The sequence below is a fragment of the Larkinella sp. C7 genome (assembly GCF_006149005.1).
GTDB lineage: Bacteria > Bacteroidota > Bacteroidia > Cytophagales > Spirosomataceae > Larkinella.
The window spans coordinates 1-465 of sequence record NZ_VBSL01000149.1; the positions used below are offsets into that span (position 1 = coordinate 1).

Consider the following 465-nt stretch of genomic DNA (forward strand, 5'->3'; position numbering starts at 1 on the left):
TTGCTATCTATAATCAGGATATGTACTCAGTTGATAAGCAGTATTATATCAACAACCTACCTATGGCCTATACTTGGATGTTGCAAAACAAGGATACGGTTACTCGAGTTTATTATGGTGATATGTATACTGACAACGGTCAGTATATGGCAACTAAAACCCCATTCTACAATGCCATTGAAACCATGCTTAAAGCTCGTATCAAATATGTGGCCGGTNTCGTGGGACTAGTGAAACCCGCACATCTGGTATGGCTGTCTTGATTAACAATATGCCTAACTTCCAAGCTTCTAGCGGCGTAACTCTCAGCATGGGGGCTGCGCATAAGAATCAAGCCTACCGTCCTCTCTTGCTATCAACCAAGGATGGCATTGCGACTTACCTTAATGATCGCGATGTGTCAAGTAGTCAATATAAATACACAGATAGTCAAGGACGCTTGAGTTTCAGTGCTTCTGAACTTCG

Annotated in this window: 1 pseudogene; it reads left to right on the forward strand. The window is 42.2% G+C overall.

Going from position 1 to position 465, the window contains the following annotated elements:
• Positions 1 to 62 precede the first annotated feature (62 nt).
• Positions 63 to 465, forward strand: a pseudogene (locus FH871_RS34845) (glycoside hydrolase family 70 protein); the annotation flags it as partial.